This window comes from Parasynechococcus marenigrum WH 8102, from assembly GCF_000195975.1.
In the GTDB taxonomy this organism is placed as follows: Bacteria; Cyanobacteriota; Cyanobacteriia; order PCC-6307; family Cyanobiaceae; genus Parasynechococcus; species Parasynechococcus marisnigri.
Genome location: NC_005070.1, coordinates 2384888 through 2401423 on the forward strand (window position 1 = coordinate 2384888; position 16536 = coordinate 2401423).

Below are 16536 nucleotides of genomic sequence, written 5' to 3' on the forward strand. Positions count from 1 at the left end.
GATATATTTGAATCACTGAAAAAAAAAGGCAGTGTAAGCTACCTGGTATTAGTATAGTAGTTGATCACTCATCTAGTAATGAAAGAAAAGCGAAAGGTTCCTGTCACCATACTTACTGGCTACCTTGGGGCAGGGAAAACCACACTGTTAAACAAGATCTTGAGAGAAGAGCACGGCAAAAAGATTGCAGTCATAGAAAACGAATACGGCGAAGTTGGAATTGATCAAGGACTCGTCATTAATGCAGACGAAGAGGTCTTTGAAATGTCTAATGGTTGCATTTGTTGCACGGTAAGAGGTGATCTGATAAGAGTCCTAGGCAATCTAATGAAACGTAGGGACAAATTTGATTACGTTTTAGTTGAAACGACCGGCCTCGCTGACCCAGGGCCGGTAGCACAAACTTTTTTTATGGATGATGAAGTTAGAGATGAATTTACTCTTGATGGAATAGTGACGTTAGTAGATTCTGCTCACATTAATCAACAATTAGAACATAGCACTGAAAGTGCAGAGCAGGTCGCCTTCGCGGACGTACTCATACTCAATAAAACTGACTTAGTTTCCAAAAACGAAGTCAACGTACTTGAATCACGCCTTAGAGATATGAACAAAATGGCCCGTATACTGCGTTCAAAAGAAGCAGGGGTCGATGTTGAAGATGTCTTGAATCTTGGTGCATTTGATCTCCAGCAAACATTAGATAGACGTCCGACATTTCTCGAACCTGAATATCCGTTTGAGTGGACCGGAGTATATGAACTTAAGAAAGGAAACTACAGGCTTTATTTTGATGATGGACCTGATCCAACAATGCTAATAACAGCAATAGAATTTAATAGTTCAAATGGAAAAGATCTTGACGGGTACGCCGAAGATTGTGTAAGAATATTTTCAAAAGAACCTAAACAACTTATGCCAGGTGAAGCAATAAGTTTTAACGAGGTTATTGAATTACAATTACAAGATGCGGGTCAGAAGGCCTTTGAATTATACATAGATAATAAATCAACTATAGGTCTCTTCACCCAACATACGGCAGAAGAATTCAATATAAGACTGGATGACAATAAGGATGATCAGACAAGAGATAAAAAATTTAGCAATATAACTAAGGGGATTGATACAAAGACCGAAAGAATATGGGTAGCTGAACACGAGCATGACGATGAAGTTGGATCTATTGCTCTAGAAAGCCTTGGCAACATTAATCCAGATAAATTAAACGATTGGATTTCAAAACTTCTCCGAGAAAAAGGAGTAGATATATTTAGAACCAAAGGATTTATCAGCTACGCTGAAGAATCTAGAAAAATTGTATTTCAAGGGGTCCATATGTTATTTACTGCAGAGCCTGGAAGCGAGTGGGGAAACGAGCCCAGGAAGAACCAACTTGTATTCATAGGCCGAAATTTAGACGAGGATGCATTAAGGACTGAGTTTGAAAAATGTCTAGCATGAAAAGATCTAACAGCATCTTTCAAGATGGATGGTACAGTGAAATTAGCGAATACGTAATAGCTTGTGACTGGGCACTCGAAAATAAGAATATTATTGCTGCAGATATAACAGGCAACATTTACTCTTTTGATGCAAAAACAGGGAAGTTACTATACATGCAAAAAGACACTCACAACAAATCACTCTTAGATCTAGCAGTAAATCCCAACGGAAGCATATATGCAACTTGTGGCCAAAACGGCAAGGTTGATATTAATGCGGCTTCAGATGGAAGCTTACTAAGTTCAAACTCATTAGGCAATGACTGGGTTGACAATATACAATGGACAAACAACGGAAAATTATTAGCCGGTAGCATTGGAAAGTTCGTACATGTGATTGATTCGTCAGGAAATCAATTATGGCGTTCCGATGAACTGACAAGTACTGTGTCAGCAATATATTGGTCAAATAATAACGAATTAGCGATAGCAAGCTATGGCCAAGTGATTATTTACGATGTAAAAACCAATAAAGCTTGTCAAAGATTTGAGTGGAAGGGATCTCTTATATCATTGGCATTGAGCCCAAACGGGGAAATTGTAGCTTGTGGAAGTCAAGACAATTCAGTACATTTTTGGCGACGAACTAATGGTAAAGACGCTGAAATGACTGGTTATCCTGGCAAACCTAAAGATATTGTGTTCGATATTACGGGTCAATATTTAGCTACAGGGGGAAGCCCCCAAGTTACAGTATGGAACTTTAAAGATAAGGGTCCTGAGGGAACAATTCCGGGACAACTTATACTTCATAATGAGCCGATAAGTTGCCTTAGCTTTGCTAACAGTAGCTCGTTATTAGCATCTGGTGCAAAAGATGGATCAATTGCAATTTGGAAATTAGATAAAAATGGAGATGGTGAGCCCATTGACAAGGTATCCATCAACTCGACGCCGACACGACTAAAATGGAAGAGAGACGATAATGCCTTTTTAGCTGCTAGCGACTCGGGGAAATTATTCTGCTGGGATATACCGTCTAAAAAAGGAGAAGGAATCGGATTCAAAAACTAAATATATGACCGTTCGATATAATCCTTGAGGATCAAAGGAAGTTGATTAAGAAATTAGAAACTAATTCAAATGCGACTGGCCGGACTGTATAATGGTGTAAATCAATACAATACACGTTATGTATCAAACTCAATGGCTGGCCTCCGTCACTGACTCACTGCGGAAGCGTTATCTAAAGTCTCAAAAAGAAAATGACAAAAAAGCAACTACAGAATTGTTTAAGGAAGCGGTTTATTTAGGCATTAACATACGCAATTTTGATTAAGATTTTTAATGGGCCGACAATAGATTCCTTTATAATAACATGAATGTATATAATATAGGAAGAGTCCTAGCCTATTGCCAATGAATGAAGAATCAGCAAAAAGTAACGAAGACCAAGATATTTTTTCACAATTAATGAAAGAAGTAAGTACACTTGCTTTATTAAAAGAATCAGGTGCAAGTATTATTCAAGGAAAGATTTTAATAATTATCGTTGGAATTGAAAAGGATGGAGAATTGTTAAAGGGCAAAGAGATACAACCTAAATATTGCAATATAAGCAATGAAGAAGAATTCCAAGAATTTATTAAGGGTAATTACAAAAATGTTGATACTTTATATGTAAGATACTTTAGACCCGGAGACATAGAATTAAGTGAAATTACTAAATACATAATAAAATAAAAGAGCTACTTTAGGCGGGTTCAACAAACACAAAGTGTAACTAAGAAGACTCTTCAACTGCTCTTGTTTCGCGAAGGAGATGATCCTCAAGTTGGAGTTTGATATCAATGAAGAGAGAATCTTTTTCTATAATATTACGGATTCTGGGCCTTGGCAAAGGGACATCTATAATATCTGCAATATTTGCAGATGGTCCACTTGACATAAGTACAATTTTGTCAGACATTAACAATGCTTCTTCAATACTATGTGTAATTAAAAGAGCTGTGACTCTATTTTTCTCCCATATTTTTAACACTTCTTCTTGCAAATAGGACCTTGTAAGGGCATCAAGGGCTCCAAAAGGCTCGTCCATAAGTAACATAGACGGATTAATAGACAAAGCTCGTGCAATAGCAACTCTCTGCTTCATACCACCTGAAATTTGCTTTGGAAACTTGTTCATTGAGCGTTCTAACCCAACCATATTCAAAAAGTATCTGGCTTTTTCACGCCTCTGTGAGGTACTTAGTTCTGGACAGGCCGTCTCTAAGGCATATTCGATGTTGCCTGCGGCGGTAAGCCAGGGCATCAGTGCGTAGTTCTGAAAAATTATGCCTCTGTCTGGACCAGGGCCAACCAGTGGCTTGCCTTCGATGAAAATTTCACCAGACGTGAAATCATCTAATCCTGCTAAAAGATTCAAAAGCGTTGATTTACCACAACCCGAAGGGCCAATCAAAGAGACAAAAGTGTTCTTTTTAATATCGAGATTCACACCTTCAAGAGCAACATAGTTCTCAGTTTTTTTGTTAAAAAGAGAAGGTCGAGAAATTGGGAAAACTTTGCTTAGATTTACAATTTCAACATGAGATTCATGTTCCTTGTAAGAAATGGAATCAACTGAACTGGGAACAGATTTAGTCATGAATCGTAATTGAATCGAAGTTGCAAAATCTCAAAGATTTGATCCAGTACATAACCAGTTATTCCTATGATTATAATTGCTACAAATATGTTAGCTACATATAAATTGTTCCATTCATTCCATATAAAATATCCGATACCCGTGCCTAGAAGCATTTCAGCAGCAACTATTACAAGCCATGCTGTACCCATTGAAATTCTCATCCCAGCTAAAATATTTGGCATTACTGCAGGTAAGATGACTTTGGTAATGGTATTTGTTTTGGAAGCACCTAATGACTTTGCAACTTTTAAGACATCAGAATCTACGGATTGAACACCAATTGCGGTATTAATTAAAGTCGGCCAGATGCTTGTAATAAAAATGACAAAAATACCGGTAACTTCTGAATTTCTAAATACGAATAAGCCAATGGGCAGCCAGGCAAGCGGTGAGACCGGTTTCAGTAGTTGTACATAAGGATCAACAGAAGACTTAACGGTTTTGGAAACACCAACAAAGAGACCGACTGGAATTGCAACAACCATTGCAAGTGTGTAACCAATTAGAACTCTTCTTAAGCTTATAAGTAAATTGAAACCAATCCCTAAATCGTTAGGACCGTTATCAAAAAATGGATCTGATATCCACCATAATAATTCCTGAAAGGTCTTTAAAGCCCCTGGAAAATTAGGAATTAAATTGGTACTGGCTATAATTTCCCAGACAACGCAAAAAGAGAGGAGGCTAGATCCTGAGATCAGTAACGATCTCAGGATTGTTGACTTTGTAGACATACAGTCTATACACCGTCTCTATCAATTTGTTTGCTGACATAGCCCAACGGATCAGTAGGGTCAAAGCTGTCGTATGCAAGCTTCTCAGTCTTGAACGAACGGGAGGGAGGATTGAAACCCAGCTCCCTCTCCAAAGATTGAGCTTCATTTGTTAGGAATATTGCAGCACTATTAGCATTAAAGTCACCAGCTTTAATTGCGTCAGCAGCTCCTCCAAGGTCCCATCGTACAAGTTGAGACTGAATCCAATGTGAAAAGCTCTGCCAAGGATAAGGTTTAAAATCTATTCTGTCAGGAACATTTTTCTTATTGCCCAAGCCGTCATCGAACTTGCCTGTCAAAACAGCTTCAACGACTTTAGTCGGTTGGTTTAGGAAGGCGCGGCCAGAAATGTATTTCGCAATTTCAGATCTGTTAGTAGGATTTGTTGCATAATTCGCAGCTTCAATAATAGATTTATTGATGGCTTTAAAAGTATTTGGATGCTTGTTAATCCAGGGTTCACCCGCAGCAAAAGCGCAGCATGGATGACCAACCCAGAGATCCTTAGTTAGAAGGTGAATAAAACCAACACCTTCAAACACAGCTCTTTGATTAAATGGATCAGGCATCAAATATGCATCGATATCACCTGCAACCATCTGGGCAACACTATCCGGTGGTGGTACAGGGCGAATTTGTACATCCTTATCAGGATCAACTCCACCCTTAGCGAGGTAATATCTAAGTAGTAAATTATGCATCGAGTATGGGAATGGTACTCCGAATACAAAGCCTTTCATATCTGCGGCAGATTTAACTTTATCCTTGTGGCGATTAGCTACAGTTATTGCTTGTCCGTTGATATTTTCAATACTGGCTAATTTGACGCTGAATGGAGAAGTTCCCAATCCCAAAGTCATAGAAATAGGCATTGGAGCGAGCATGTGATAAGCATCAAGCTCACCTGCAATGGCCGAATCGCGAACAGCTCCCCAACTTGGCATTTTCACAACCTTACATTTCAAACCATTAGATTTATAGAAACCCATAGGTTCTGACATGATTATCGGTGTTGCACATGTAATTGGAATGAATCCAATCTTCAAGTTAGTTTTCTCTAATTTACCGCCGGCATGACCTGCTGCATGAGCATCTTGAGTATCTAAGCCTGCGCTATTGGCAATTGTTATCATGGCCGCACCAGCAGCCAATCCTTTGAGAAATGACCTTCTTCCAAAAGGGGAACTAGAGTGAATAGAGGCAAAGAATTCACCTGCTTGAGGACCAAAAGCTGCTGCCATTGCTTGGTCTAATCCACCGGCTTCTTCAGCTAGTGCCCGTAGAAGCTTTTCCTTGGCAGGATCACCTTGAGAAGCGTTCTTATAAAAAAGAATCTCTCTAAGCTCCGCTGATGAAACAGCCTCAGCGACTTCTACAGCATCGGCTTTAATCAAACCCATTTTATAAAAATCATCCATCAAATCCTCAGGATCTGAAGGCATATCTTCGGTAAAATCTTGATGATCTGGACTAAATGGCCGGCATTCTACACAGAAGCAAAACAAACCATGACCGGTTTGTGGTTGAAAGGAAGGAGAACTTGATGTAGCTTCTGTAGTGCTATTACATTGAAGCTGTGACTTAAGAATCTCAGCGGCAGTCTGAGTTGTTGTGGATGCATGCGAGGTGAAAAGATTCGCCACAAATCGGGTTCATACTTCTTTATTTATAGTTGGAAAGCGAACGCGGATGTTGTATCAGGTGATACTCATAGCAAAACTTGTCGGAATTGTCTCACTTGCTACATTAATCGGCTGTTCAATTTATTAGAGAGAAAGGTAGTTCTCCAGATAAAATTTGTTGGATGTCCTAAACAGTATGCGCTTAAACTGAAAATTATACTTATTGCAACAATGAGTGAATCTTTATTATTAGGAATTTATTATATTTGAGAGAAGATCTGCTGCGCAGATCAATCGCCTTAAGATTAAAGGGTATCTTCTTTAGGATCTTTGTCCTCCAAGACAACTACATCAATTTCTCTCTTAAATTCATCAGAGGCGGATCTAAAACCGCCCAAATATTTAGCCAAATATTTTCCTACTTTGGGCAATTTATTAGGCCCTAAGACTAATAAAAAAATAAGGCATATAATTAGTATCTCAGGAAAACCTAATCCAAAAAAGCTCATTTGTGATTGACCGCTAATTTATTATAGCTGTGACGGTAAGTTCATCAAGTTGATTTTAGACATATTTAAGATTACCAATTTTGCTTTTGTAAAATTACTATCGAACGGTATACGTGCATAATGTAAATTCATGCAGCAGGCAATATAATTGATTGATTTGCAAGCAATCAATTAGCTGGCACATTCTCCTAATATTCGGCTTCAAAAGTATATGCTCGTTTGTTGTATTCTCTTAATTCATTGCTTATTTAACCACTCAGACTTCTAAAATAGTATAAGGATATATAACTTTATCTCAAATGACTTATTACAATCAAAAAAGAGTCGGGTTCTGATTGGTGCAGACGTAAACGTAAAATACCGACGGGTTGATACAAAATCGTAATTGTTAACCGACAACGAATTCTTAGTAGAACTGGATACAATTTAAATACAATAATTGAAGTTTAGATAAATTCGGCATACATCATGTGTCAAGAGCGAGTCGTAATCATTTACCTAGGTAACCATAAATGAAAAATCATACGCTCAGACTCAGCAAACCTAAAATAGGGAAAATGATATGTGATATATTTAATCGGTACCAAGACTATATAGTAGACTTGTTGTGTTCGTTTCTACACAATGAAGAATTACATCTTGCACCAAAAAAAACTACTAGCGCTAAACAACCATGAAGGATAACGAATCAGATCTGTGGGAAAGACTCGGAAATTCACGTAAGGTTCCATTGGATCCTCGTTGGTTAGAAAATGTTTATTCGCCCAACCTTGCTACTGATCTGCGGCTAGCTCTCTGTGAAAAAATGGGTATGCTTGCAGATCATGGCTGGCCGATTATTGAACATCTACTGCAACGCTATGGCGACATGCCTGAATTGGTGATGGCCGCAGGACTCTGCCATCAAATTGAGGCCCGTGAATGGTTACTGGAACTGCTCAAGCGCAGCAATGATAATGAAAAACTTCGACTAACTGCAGTTCAATCGCTTAGTTGTTGGGGTGCTGAAGTTCCCGAAGCAATCGTCACTCATTGCTTACATCATCCTGGTCAAAGTTATCGACTCGCTGGACTTCAATTGCTGGAATTTCGCTCACATCTTCTAACAGATCACCAACTCTTGGATTACTGTAATGAAGCACTCAACGATTTTCGGGATTCAGTTGTTATTGAAGCAGTCCGTATAATTCAGCGTCGTGACAGTAAAGAAATCTGCAAACGATTATTTTGTTTGTGTCAAGAAGACTCTGACGAAGTCGCATTTACCGCACTCAGAGCTCTTAGCTGTATAGCATCCGAAAACAGCAAGAGATATTTACTGAAACTTAGTAAAACCCTAAAAAGTGAATCAAGACGGTCATTTGCCCAAAAAAAACTTAACGAACAGTTTAGAACCTAAAGCCCAATAAGAATTGGGCTTTAGATAAGTCCAAAGCCTTAGATTTCACCATTTCTTATAGGGTAAAAACTTACCACACATTACAATTTTGACACGATCACCTTTAGGGTCCTCAACTTTATCGACATCAATAGTGAAATCAATGGCACTCATAATTCCATCTCCGAAATGCTCCTGAATTACATCTTTCAGAGGCATACCATACACCTGCATGATCTCGTAAAAACGATAAATCAAAGGATCAGTGGGAATCACTGGCTCAAGGCTTCCCTTGGTTGGATATTCCTGCAGTGCCGCTGTTGTTTCTGCATCAAGGGATAACAAACCAGCAAGTTTCTCGGCCTCCTCCTTCGAGGCCGTCGCTTGGCCATAGAACAAAGATGCAACCCAAACCTCATCGAGACCAATGGCCGCCTCGAGATCAGCAAAACTCATACCTTTGGCCTTTTTGGCGGCCATCAACGTGGCTGTTAAAGACATAACGGTCAAGCGAACAATAAACTGCCTCAAAGCAGCATTCCAAATCGGAACGTCTCAGAAGCATCGTAAGTGTCACCCAGCAGATGCACTCAAAATGCAGCAACGGCGACCAAATCAATTCATCGTTTTGATGCATCGCATACAACAGACACGTTCCTGTGACGCTGCAATAAAAAAATATAACTACAATCAAATGAGTCAGCTCTTTCGGGACATCTCGTCGTTGTTGTTCAGCCAACAATTGCAAGCAAAACCGGCCATCAACCTCGTCCTCGAGCGTCTGTACTACGCCGATGGTCGTCACAACCCCGACCATCCCCGGCACGGCAGCTTCGACGGACTGAACGTCCTGCCGCAACACTAGGACGATTGGTATCAACCACTACTTTCATGGGGTCCGGCACTCCTGAACACTTCGTTCAGCTGAGGGGACATCTGTGACCAGCGGCATCGTCAACGGTCGGGAACGCTTCAAGCAGCACCTGCGCAAAGTTGGCAGTGGTGAGCACACCAGCAAGGGGATGAGCCGGGAGGAGGCTGCCGATGCGCTCCATCTCATGCTCGATGGGGTGGCATCCCCAGCTCAGATCGGAGCCTTCCTGATCGCCCATCGCATCCGCCGGCCGGAGCCTCAGGAACTCACTGGCATGCTCGATACCTACCGTAGACTTGGTCCTGTGCTGACCAGTGCAGAGGGTCAGCGGCCGCCGCTCTGTTTCGGCATGCCATTTGACGGTCGCACACGCACGGCCCCTATCTACCCACTCACCACGCTGGTGCTGCTCGCCTGCGGTCAGCCCGTGGTGCTGCAAGGGGGGAATCGCATTCCGATCAAATACGGCGTCACCGCCATTGATCTGTTCCGAATACTGGGCCTTGACCTGGCGGGTCTCTCCATAGCCACTGTCCAAGAAGGCTTTGAGCAGACCGGGTTTGCACTGATCCACCAGCCCGACCATTTCGCCATCGCCGAAAGCCTGATCGGTTACCGCGAGGAACTGGGCAAACGTCCTCCAGTGGCCAGTCTTGAACTGCTGTGGACACCCCATCAAGGCAACCACCTGCTGGTAAGTGGTTTCGTTCATCCCCCCACGGAAAGCCGCGCCTGGGAGGCCCTCAAGCTGGCCGGCGAAACCAATCTGCTCACGGTGAAGGGTCTGGAAGGTGGCACCGATCTCCCCATCGGGCGGGCCTGCATCACCGCAAGGGTTCAGCAGGGCCAGGCCGAACGGCTGATTCTTCACCCTCGAGACCATGGCTGCCATGCAGCGGATGTGGAGTGGAGCGACGAAACGGCCTGGACGGAAAAGGCCCTTGCGGCACTCGACAACCGTGGCCCACTCCTGGATGCCCTGCGCTGGAATGCCGGGGCTTACCTCTGGTTCAGCGGCCTCAGCGACAGCCTTGAATCAGGCCTGCAAACAGCTGATGGCGTGCTGAAAACAGGCCAAGCCCTGCAATGCCTCGATCAGCTGCGGTCCTGGAGAAGCCATTTATCCATCCGATAGCGCTTGAACGGGACGCCTCCGATGCTGATGGTTTCCGGAGCCTGCACACGCCAACCGCAGCGTTCCAGCAACGGACGACTCAACTGACTCGCTTCGGTGCGCAACCGCTCCACCCCCTCATGGCGGGCATCGGCCTCAATCTGGTCCAGCAAGGCGCGGCCATGGCCCTGGCGGCAAGCCCGTCCTCGGCAATAAAGCAAAGACAAGCGATCCCTCGGTTCACGGATGGCAAAGGCAGCGTCGTGACCGCTAATCCACCCCTGCCCCTCCAGGAAGGTGCGATCCAGGATCCCGGGCAACCAGGCCAGAGCCGCCCAGGCGCGGACCTGGTCTGAGGAATAGAGCCCCGGAGCCTGACTCTCGATGGCATCCGCGTAGATCTCCCGCAGCAGGGGGTGATCAGCGGACCCGATCGGGCGGAGTGGCATGCCATCGGCCTGTGGGAATGTGAGTCTCCTTCAACCGCCGGTCGCCTTGCAGCGCCCCCGTATCCCCACCCTGCTCAGCGCGTTTCTGACGCTGCTGAACGATCGACTGAGCGAGAGCATTTTCTTACCGCTGTTGCCCTTTCTGCTGGCGGACTTCAGCAGCAGCGGCAGCACCGTCGGTCTGCTGTCGGGGACTTACGCCCTCTCTCAATTCGCTGTAGCGCCACTGATCGGTGCCCTCAGTGATCGCTTCGGCCGCAAACCGGTGATCAGCATCTGTGTGGGTGGCTCCGTCGTCGGCATGGGACTGTTCGCTATCACCCTGACGGTGCCCTGGCAGCAGATCTGGCCCGGAGCTGCCGCAGCAGGCGTCCCCCTAGCCCTGCTGTTCACAGCCCGGATCATCGATGGCATCAGCGGCGGAACGGCCGCCACCGCCACCGCCGTACTGGCTGACGTCACAACCCCGGAGAACCGTGCCAAAGCCTTTGGACTGATCGGTGTTGCCTTCGGCCTGGGCTTTGCCCTCGGACCAGGCCTTGGTGGTGTGCTGGGTGAAATGAACCGCATCCTCCCCGCCTGGGGAGCCACCGGGTTTGCCGTCGTGAACCTGGTGATGGTGAGTCTGTTGCTGCCGGAAACCCATCCTCTTGAGGCCCGTAAACCTCTGCCGCGCAAGCGAGCCCTCAACCCTGTATCGCTGCTTCAGCGGGTGTTTGCCCGTCCAGACGTGCGGCGTCTGGCCCTGGCCTTCTTCGGCTTCTTCATGGCCTTCAACGGCTTCACCACGGTTCTTGTGCTTTATCTGCGCAACGCCTTCAACTGGACGGAAGGGATGGCGGGAGCCGCCTTTGCCCTAGTGGGCGTGATCGCCATGGTGGTGCAGGGAGGACTGATCGGCCCGCTGGTGAAGCGATTCGGCGAACTCCGTCTCACCCTGGCGGGTCTGGGACTGCTCAGCGTGGGTTGCCTGATGGTGCCGCTCGCAACGGAAGAGACGTCGATGCCGGTCATTTACAGCGCCGTCGCCCTGCTGGCGCTGGGCACCGGCCTGGTCACGCCTTGTCTGCGGGCGCTGGTCTCGAAACGACTGACGCGGGATGGTCAGGGAGCAGCCCTGGGAGGACTGCAGGGACTCCAGAGTCTCGGCACCTTTCTGGGGGCATCCGCTGCAGGATTCAGCTACGACCATCTGGGACAGACGAGTCCCTTCTGGATCGGTGCTCTGGTGCTGTTCGGCGTGGCAGGTCTTGTGGCTGGAGCCCCGCGTTCAGCCAGGGTTGAGACACGAATCTGATTGCTACGTTTCGGCTGACCCCGCAGATCCAGCTCCAAACTTCCCATGAGCTCCGCTGTTCTGAGCCCGGACCGCTACATCAACCGGGAACTGAGCTGGATCGCCTTCAACCAGAGAGTCCTCGCCCAGGCGCTGGATCAGCGCACCCCCCTGCTGGACCAGGCCAAGTTCAGCGCCATCTTCAGCAACAACCTTGATGAGTTCTTCATGGTGCGCGTGGCGTCCCTGAAGTCTCAGGTGGAAGCTGGCATCACCACCCCCAGCGAAGACGGAAAGACGCCGCTCGAACAGCTGCTGACCATTCGCGAACGGCTGATACCCCTGCTGCAGCAACAGCAGGACCACTACCGCAAACAACTGCGCAAAAAACTGCTCGACCACAACGTGCAACTGCTGGATTACAGCCAGTTGAACAAGCATCAACAGCAATGGGTCAGCGACACCTTCCGCCATTCGGTGTTTCCAGTGCTGACTCCGCTTGCCGTTGACCCGGCACATCCCTTCCCCTTCGTCAGCAACCTCAGCCTCAACGTTGCTGCTGTCATTCACGACCCGGAATCAGGCCAACGTCAATTCGCACGAGTGAAGGTTCCCCAGAAGAACCTGCCACGCTTCGTCTCCATTCCCACCGAGCTGAGTGAGAGCGATCCCAAACCCATCCACACCGCCGTACCGCTGGAACAGGTGATCGCCTTCAACCTCGATCTCCTCTTTCCGGGGATGAGCGTGCAGGGGCATTACTTCTTCCGCGTGACCCGCGATGCCGACCTGGAACTGCGGGATCTCGAAGCCGATGACCTGATGCTTGCCCTTGAGCAGGGTCTGCGCAAACGGCGAATGGGAGGCGAAGTGGTGCGACTCGAAGTGCCCAACGACATGCCCGAGGACGTCGTTGAAATGTTGATGAATGGCCTCGCCGTTGAGGAAGAAGACCTCTACAGGATTGATGGACCCCTGGGTCTGGATGATCTCTTCGGATTGATGGCCCTGCCTCTTCCGAAACTGAAGGACAAACAGCACAGCGGACAGACCCCAACGGTACTGGCCAGAACCCAACAGCATCTGATTGACGAAGGTGCCATCAAACCCGAGGAATTCGAGAGCATCTTCTCGGTGATGCGTCAGCAGGACATCCTCTTGCATCACCCCTATGACCTGTTCTCCACCACGGTGGAGGAATTCATCAATCAGGCCGCTGATGATCCCCAGGTGATGGGGATCAAGATGACCCTCTATCGAACCTCGAAGGATTCACCGATCATCGCGGCACTGATCCGTGCCGCTGAAAATGGCAAGCAGGTGATGGCCCTAGTGGAACTCAAGGCCAGATTTGATGAAGACAACAACATCCAGTGGGCCCGGCAACTGGAACGCTCCGGCGTCCATGTGGTGTATGGCGTTCTGGGCTTGAAAACCCACACCAAGATCGTTCTGGTGGTCCGCAAAGAGCAAGAGAAGCTGCGCAGTTACGTCCACATCGGGACCGGGAATTACAACTCGAAAACCTCGAAGCTCTACACCGATCTCGGACTTCTCTCCACGCGGCCGGAGCTGGGCCAGGACCTGGTGGAACTGTTCAACTACCTGACCGGGTTCTCAAAACAGCAGAGTTTCCGCCGACTGCTTGTGGCTCCGGTGACCCTGCGCAAAGGGATGGAATCCCTGATCCGGCGCGAAATCGAACATGCCAGGGAAGGTCGAGACGGTCACATCAGAGCCAAGATGAATTCCTTGGTGGATCCGGACATCATCGCTTTGTTGTATGAAGCCGCAGCAGCGAATGTGCGGGTTGAACTGATCATCCGCGGCATGTGCAGCCTCTACCCAGGCCGAGAAGGGCTGAGTGAAAGCATCAGCGTTGTGAGCATCATCGGCCAGTTCCTTGAACACTCGCGGATTTTCTGGTTCGGAAACGGCGGCTCACCTGAGGTGTATATCGGAAGCGCAGACTGGATGAGTCGCAACCTTGACCGCCGGGTGGAAGCTGTGACACCCGTGGAAGATCCCAACCTTCGAGGCCGACTGGAGCGCTTGCTGGAGCTCTACCTGAAGGACAACCGGGGCGCCTGGGACATGCAAAGCGATGGCAGCTTTATCCAACGGCAACCAGAGGACGGAGAGGACGTTCGCAACTCTCAAGTTCAACTGATCAAGCAATGGAGTCAAGGCGTGCCGCAATCGTGATCTTTTGAGATGAAGTTGCGTCAAATATCCGTGATGACTGATACGGAATCGTTGCAATCAAGCTGAAGCCGTTCAACACACTCCAGCCACACACTGGTGTCGCAAACCACATCAGGGGCTCCCGAAAGTCTTCGGATTCACAACAGTCAAATCTGAAGGTGAGTGCTAAATTCACAACAAATTCATCAGGAGACCAGGGTGATGGGGATCCCTCTGGACTCTTCCGGATCGACTGCAAAGTCTTCCCGGAAGTCACCTGCCTTGCCATCCACTGGACGGCGGGCATCAACGCGTCAAGGCGGCCGTCTGGCCACCGATTCCATCGGTTTTTATCTCAGCAGCATCGGTCGCATTCCTCTGCTGACAGCCGCTGAAGAGATTGAACTGGCGCACCACGTCCAAGAGATGAAGCAACTTCAGGAACTCCCTGAAGAGGAGCTCACCTCCCGTCATCGTCACAAAATCCGCATGGGCAAACGTGCCCGGGATCGGATGATGGCGGCCAACCTCCGCCTTGTGGTCAGCGTCGCCAAGAAGTACCAGAACCAGGGACTGGAACTGCTGGATCTGGTTCAGGAGGGTGCGATCGGACTCGAACGGGCCGTCGATAAGTTCGACCCGGCCATGGGATACAAGTTCTCCACCTACGCCTACTGGTGGATCCGCCAGGGGATGACTCGCGCGATCGACAACAGCGCCCGCACCATCCGGCTGCCGATTCACATCAGCGAAAAGCTCTCCAAGATGCGGCGCATCTCGAGAGAATTGTCGCATCGGTTTGGACGTCAACCAAATCGACTGGAACTGGCCAGTGCCATGGGCATTGAGCCGCGCGAACTGGAGGATCTGATCTCCCAGAGCGCTCCCTGTGCATCGCTCGATGCCCATGCCCGCGGCGAGGAAGACCGCAGCACCCTCGGTGAGCTGATTCCAGACCCCAACGGTGAGGAGCCGATGGAAGGCATGGACCGCAGCATCCAAAAGGAGCATCTTGGTGGTTGGCTGTCCCAGCTCAATGAGCGGGAACAGAAGATCCTGCGTCTTCGCTTCGGTCTTGGCGGTGAAGAGCCGCTGACCCTTGCGGAGATCGGGCGTCAGATCAATGTGTCCCGCGAGCGGGTTCGTCAGCTGGAAGCCAAGGCCATCCTCAAGCTGCGCTTGATGACCGATCACCAGCAGGCCGCCTGATCCAAGCCTCCAGTCCGGTGGTACATCTGATCGGACCCATCGCCATCTCTCTATGGCTCGGGATCGTGGTGCTGATCGCCGTGCTGACTCGTCAGCGCTGGCCCGATCAGCAGGAGTTGTCTCGCAAAATCATCCACATCGGCACAGGAGCCGTGGTTCCTCTGGCCTGGTTCTTCGCCATCCCGGCCTGGATCGCCGTTCCCTTTGCCGTGTTGGTGACCCTGGCAACGGCGATCAACCACCGATGGCGCATCGTTCCGGCCGTTGAGGATGTCAATCGCAACAGCTACGGCACTGTTGCCTACGGCCTGGCAATCACCATGCTGCTGATTCTGTGCTGGCCCGCCCGAGCCGATGCAGTCTGCGCCGGTGTTCTTGTGATGGCACTCGGCGATGGACTGGCAGGCCTCATCGGCCGATCGGTGAACTCAGCGCGGTGGACCGTGCTGGGACAGACGAAATCCGTCGCTGGCACGTTGACCATGGCCCTGGTGTCAACGCTGGTGTTGGTCGGATTGATGCTGGTCAGCGGCAACGCCATCGGCTGGAGAGTTGCCTTAGGCATTAGTACGATGGCCACGGCCCTGGAACAAGTCAGTCCGGCGGGGGTGGACAACCTCAGCGTGCCGCTGCTGGTGGGCCTGACCTGGGTGTTGCTGATCAGCTGACCCGCAGCATGGCGTTCCAGTGACCCTGCCAATCGCCACGACTTCCGAGCCCGGCGACGAGTTCAACGTCAACAGGGTGATGGGTGAGTTGCTTCTGCCATCCACGGATCTGGTCCTCCTGCTCCATCCAGCGGTTGATCACCATCTGCTGCAGTGGCTCGATGTCCCAGTGCTGGTAACGTGCAATCCGCTGGGACCAACACAGGAGTTCATCCAGCAGGAGGGGGCGAAAGCCTCCCACATGAAGACCCGTGCGTTGCTCCAGAGAAAACCGACACAGCGGATCTCCGAAGCCGAAGAAATGAAGGTGAATCAACATCGTCTCCATCGTGATCAACAATCT

The 16536-nt window shown here is 48.3% G+C and carries 17 protein-coding genes; 10 read left to right on the top strand and 7 right to left on the bottom strand.

Annotated elements, in window-relative coordinates; translation table 11 throughout:
* Positions 1-78 precede the first annotated feature (78 nt).
* From TX72_RS12545 to TX72_RS14060, 3 genes are all read left to right on the top strand, one after another.
* Positions 79-1461, top strand: coding sequence for a CobW family GTP-binding protein (locus TX72_RS12545; RefSeq protein ID WP_011129335.1), 1383 nt, complete (start codon positions 79-81; stop codon positions 1459-1461).
* Positions 1458-2516: a WD40 repeat domain-containing protein gene (locus TX72_RS13410; RefSeq protein ID WP_158305761.1), complete on the top strand. Its 1059-nt coding sequence runs from the start codon at positions 1458-1460 to the stop codon at positions 2514-2516. The genes TX72_RS12545 and TX72_RS13410 overlap by 4 nt, the downstream gene beginning before the upstream one ends.
* Positions 2517-2861: 345 nt before the next feature.
* Entirely contained in the window at positions 2862-3185 is a 324-nt protein-coding gene (locus TX72_RS14060; RefSeq protein ID WP_148228834.1) for a hypothetical protein, read from the top strand.
* Positions 3186-3225: 40 nt separating this feature from the next.
* On the opposite strand, the gene TX72_RS12550 is transcribed toward TX72_RS14060, so the two are convergent.
* From TX72_RS12550 to TX72_RS13420, 4 genes are all read right to left on the bottom strand, one after another.
* On the bottom strand, positions 3226-4092 hold the full coding sequence (locus TX72_RS12550) for an ABC transporter ATP-binding protein (protein WP_011129338.1): 867 nt from the start codon (positions 4090-4092) through the stop codon (positions 3226-3228).
* Positions 4089-4868, bottom strand: a complete 780-nt coding sequence (ntrB, locus tag TX72_RS13415; RefSeq protein WP_011129339.1) for a nitrate ABC transporter permease — start codon at positions 4866-4868, stop codon at positions 4089-4091. The genes TX72_RS12550 and ntrB overlap by 4 nt, the downstream gene beginning before the upstream one ends.
* Before the next feature lie 5 nt (positions 4869-4873).
* A complete protein-coding gene (locus tag TX72_RS12555; protein WP_011129340.1) occupies positions 4874-6553 on the bottom strand; it encodes an ABC transporter substrate-binding protein in 1680 nt (559 codons plus the stop codon).
* Positions 6554-6837: 284 nt separating this feature from the next.
* On the bottom strand, positions 6838-7041 hold the full coding sequence (locus TX72_RS13420; protein ID WP_011129341.1) for a twin-arginine translocase TatA/TatE family subunit: 204 nt from the start codon (positions 7039-7041) through the stop codon (positions 6838-6840).
* A 673-nt stretch (positions 7042-7714) separates the two neighbouring features.
* On the opposite strand from TX72_RS13420, the gene TX72_RS13425 reads away from it, so the two are divergent.
* Entirely contained in the window at positions 7715-8440 is a 726-nt protein-coding gene (locus TX72_RS13425; protein ID WP_011129342.1) for a HEAT repeat domain-containing protein, read from the top strand.
* 45 nt (positions 8441-8485) lie between these two features.
* Here TX72_RS13425 and cynS read toward each other — a convergent pair whose 3' ends face one another.
* The gene (gene cynS / locus TX72_RS12560; RefSeq protein WP_071820881.1) at positions 8486-8920 is read right to left on the bottom strand and encodes a cyanase; all 435 of its coding nucleotides are present in this window, start codon (positions 8918-8920) and stop codon (positions 8486-8488) included.
* 193 nt (positions 8921-9113) lie between these two features.
* Here cynS and TX72_RS12565 point away from each other — a divergent pair, with 193 nt between their 5' ends.
* The gene (locus TX72_RS12565) at positions 9114-9284 is read left to right on the top strand and encodes a hypothetical protein (RefSeq protein WP_042504028.1); all 171 of its coding nucleotides are present in this window, start codon (positions 9114-9116) and stop codon (positions 9282-9284) included.
* 73 nt (positions 9285-9357) lie between these two features.
* Positions 9358-10428, top strand: coding sequence for an anthranilate phosphoribosyltransferase family protein (locus tag TX72_RS12570; protein WP_011129345.1), 1071 nt, complete (start codon positions 9358-9360; stop codon positions 10426-10428).
* Here TX72_RS12570 and TX72_RS12575 read toward each other — a convergent pair.
* Positions 10389-10856, bottom strand: a complete 468-nt coding sequence (locus TX72_RS12575; RefSeq protein ID WP_011129346.1) for a GNAT family N-acetyltransferase — start codon at positions 10854-10856, stop codon at positions 10389-10391. The two genes, TX72_RS12570 and TX72_RS12575, sit on opposite strands and share 40 nt — an antisense overlap.
* On the opposite strand from TX72_RS12575, the gene TX72_RS12580 reads away from it, so the two are divergent.
* From TX72_RS12580 to TX72_RS12595, 4 genes are all read left to right on the top strand, one after another.
* On the top strand, positions 10855-12153 hold the full coding sequence (locus TX72_RS12580) for an MFS transporter (protein WP_011129347.1): 1299 nt from the start codon (positions 10855-10857) through the stop codon (positions 12151-12153). The two genes, TX72_RS12575 and TX72_RS12580, sit on opposite strands and share 2 nt — an antisense overlap.
* A gap of 45 nt (positions 12154-12198) precedes the next feature.
* Positions 12199-14337 (top strand): polyphosphate kinase 1, encoded by a 2139-nt coding sequence (gene ppk1 / locus TX72_RS12585; RefSeq protein WP_011129348.1) that lies wholly within the window; start codon positions 12199-12201, stop codon positions 14335-14337.
* Positions 14338-14538: 201 nt separating this feature from the next.
* Positions 14539-15525 carry an RpoD/SigA family RNA polymerase sigma factor gene (locus tag TX72_RS12590; RefSeq protein WP_011129349.1) on the top strand — a complete coding sequence of 329 codons (987 nt, stop codon included), beginning with the start codon at positions 14539-14541 and terminating at the stop codon, positions 15523-15525.
* 17 nt (positions 15526-15542) lie between these two features.
* Complete coding sequence (locus TX72_RS12595) at positions 15543-16193, top strand: diacylglycerol/polyprenol kinase family protein (RefSeq protein WP_011129350.1); 651 nt, start codon at positions 15543-15545, stop codon at positions 16191-16193.
* Here TX72_RS12595 and TX72_RS12600 read toward each other — a convergent pair.
* On the bottom strand, positions 16186-16521 hold the full coding sequence (locus TX72_RS12600) for a hypothetical protein (RefSeq protein WP_011129351.1): 336 nt from the start codon (positions 16519-16521) through the stop codon (positions 16186-16188). The genes TX72_RS12595 and TX72_RS12600 overlap by 8 nt on opposite strands.
* Positions 16522-16536: the final 15 nt, after the last annotated feature.

Bases quoted from the DNA above. Each gene is read 5' to 3' on its own strand.
- TX72_RS12550 (WP_011129338.1), bottom strand. From the start codon at position 4,092: ATGACTAAATCTGTTCCCAGTTCAGTTGATTCCATTTCTTACAAGGAA.
- TX72_RS12545 (WP_011129335.1), top strand. From the start codon at position 79: ATGAAAGAAAAGCGAAAGGTTCCTGTCACCATACTTACTGGCTACCTT.
- TX72_RS13425 (WP_011129342.1), top strand. From the start codon at position 7,715: ATGAAGGATAACGAATCAGATCTGTGGGAAAGACTCGGAAATTCACGT.
- TX72_RS12590 (WP_011129349.1), top strand. From the start codon at position 14,539: ATGGGGATCCCTCTGGACTCTTCCGGATCGACTGCAAAGTCTTCCCGG.
- TX72_RS12600 (WP_011129351.1), bottom strand. From the start codon at position 16,521: ATGGAGACGATGTTGATTCACCTTCATTTCTTCGGCTTCGGAGATCCG.
- ntrB (WP_011129339.1), bottom strand. From the start codon at position 4,868: ATGTCTACAAAGTCAACAATCCTGAGATCGTTACTGATCTCAGGATCT.
- cynS (WP_071820881.1), bottom strand. From the start codon at position 8,920: ATGTCTTTAACAGCCACGTTGATGGCCGCCAAAAAGGCCAAAGGTATG.
- ppk1 (WP_011129348.1), top strand. From the start codon at position 12,199: ATGAGCTCCGCTGTTCTGAGCCCGGACCGCTACATCAACCGGGAACTG.
- TX72_RS12575 (WP_011129346.1), bottom strand. From the start codon at position 10,856: ATGCCACTCCGCCCGATCGGGTCCGCTGATCACCCCCTGCTGCGGGAG.
- TX72_RS12580 (WP_011129347.1), top strand. From the start codon at position 10,855: ATGCCATCGGCCTGTGGGAATGTGAGTCTCCTTCAACCGCCGGTCGCC.
- TX72_RS12565 (WP_042504028.1), top strand. From the start codon at position 9,114: ATGAGTCAGCTCTTTCGGGACATCTCGTCGTTGTTGTTCAGCCAACAA.
- TX72_RS14060 (WP_148228834.1), top strand. From the start codon at position 2,862: ATGAATGAAGAATCAGCAAAAAGTAACGAAGACCAAGATATTTTTTCA.
- TX72_RS13410 (WP_158305761.1), top strand. From the start codon at position 1,458: ATGAAAAGATCTAACAGCATCTTTCAAGATGGATGGTACAGTGAAATT.
- TX72_RS13420 (WP_011129341.1), bottom strand. From the start codon at position 7,041: ATGAGCTTTTTTGGATTAGGTTTTCCTGAGATACTAATTATATGCCTT.